The organism is Bartonella sp. AA2SXKL (genome assembly GCF_042197205.1).
GTDB lineage: Bacteria > Pseudomonadota > Alphaproteobacteria > Rhizobiales > Rhizobiaceae > Bartonella.
In genome coordinates this window covers 1-511 of the sequence record NZ_JBHIRN010000302.1, presented here as the reverse complement: position 1 = coordinate 511, position 511 = coordinate 1, and the positions used below count along the sequence as shown (strand labels likewise).

At 35.0% G+C, this 511-nt stretch carries 2 protein-coding genes; both read right to left on the bottom strand.

Annotation, left to right across the window (positions count from 1 at the left end; genetic code table 11):
• A partial coding sequence (locus tag ACFINS_RS11365) for an MliC family protein (protein WP_375706329.1) occupies window positions 1-278 on the bottom strand: 278 nt, incomplete at its 3' end.
• Window positions 279-295: 17 nt separating this feature from the next.
• The coding region (locus ACFINS_RS11360) for an MliC family protein (RefSeq protein WP_375706328.1) at window positions 296-511 on the bottom strand (216 nt) is incomplete at its 5' end.

The following is a 511-nucleotide window of genomic DNA, read 5'->3' as shown; positions in this document are numbered from 1 at the left end:
ACATATTTTGCTCCAGAAGCAGCAATGACATTGGAACCAATGATGCGCTTATCTTTCCATTTTAAATCAACAAGCGCAATAGTACCAGCAGTGTGATAGGTTGCTTCAACACGCTCTTTAACTGTTCCCATATCGCATTGATAGAAAATGGTCTGAGTTGTTGGTTCTGGATCATCTGGAACCTGAATGATTAAGGAATTCGCAAAGGCATTGATTGAACCGAAGAGTGATAAACTTAAAGCGACGAAAAATCGTACATTAAAAGGTTGTTTTTTCATAATATTTCCTGAGTTGTTTAGAATAATAAGATTGATTCATCTGTACAGAGTATAGGTTTTTTTTCCTCTGGATCATCCAAAAGATCATAAAGTGTGACTTCGTTATTTTTCTTCCACCATATATACTGAGCTCCTGCATATTTTATTCCCATATTAGAAATGATTTTGGTGGCGATAATGCGATCATTGTTCCATTTGAAATCAACTAACGAAATATTGTCAGCATTTAGATA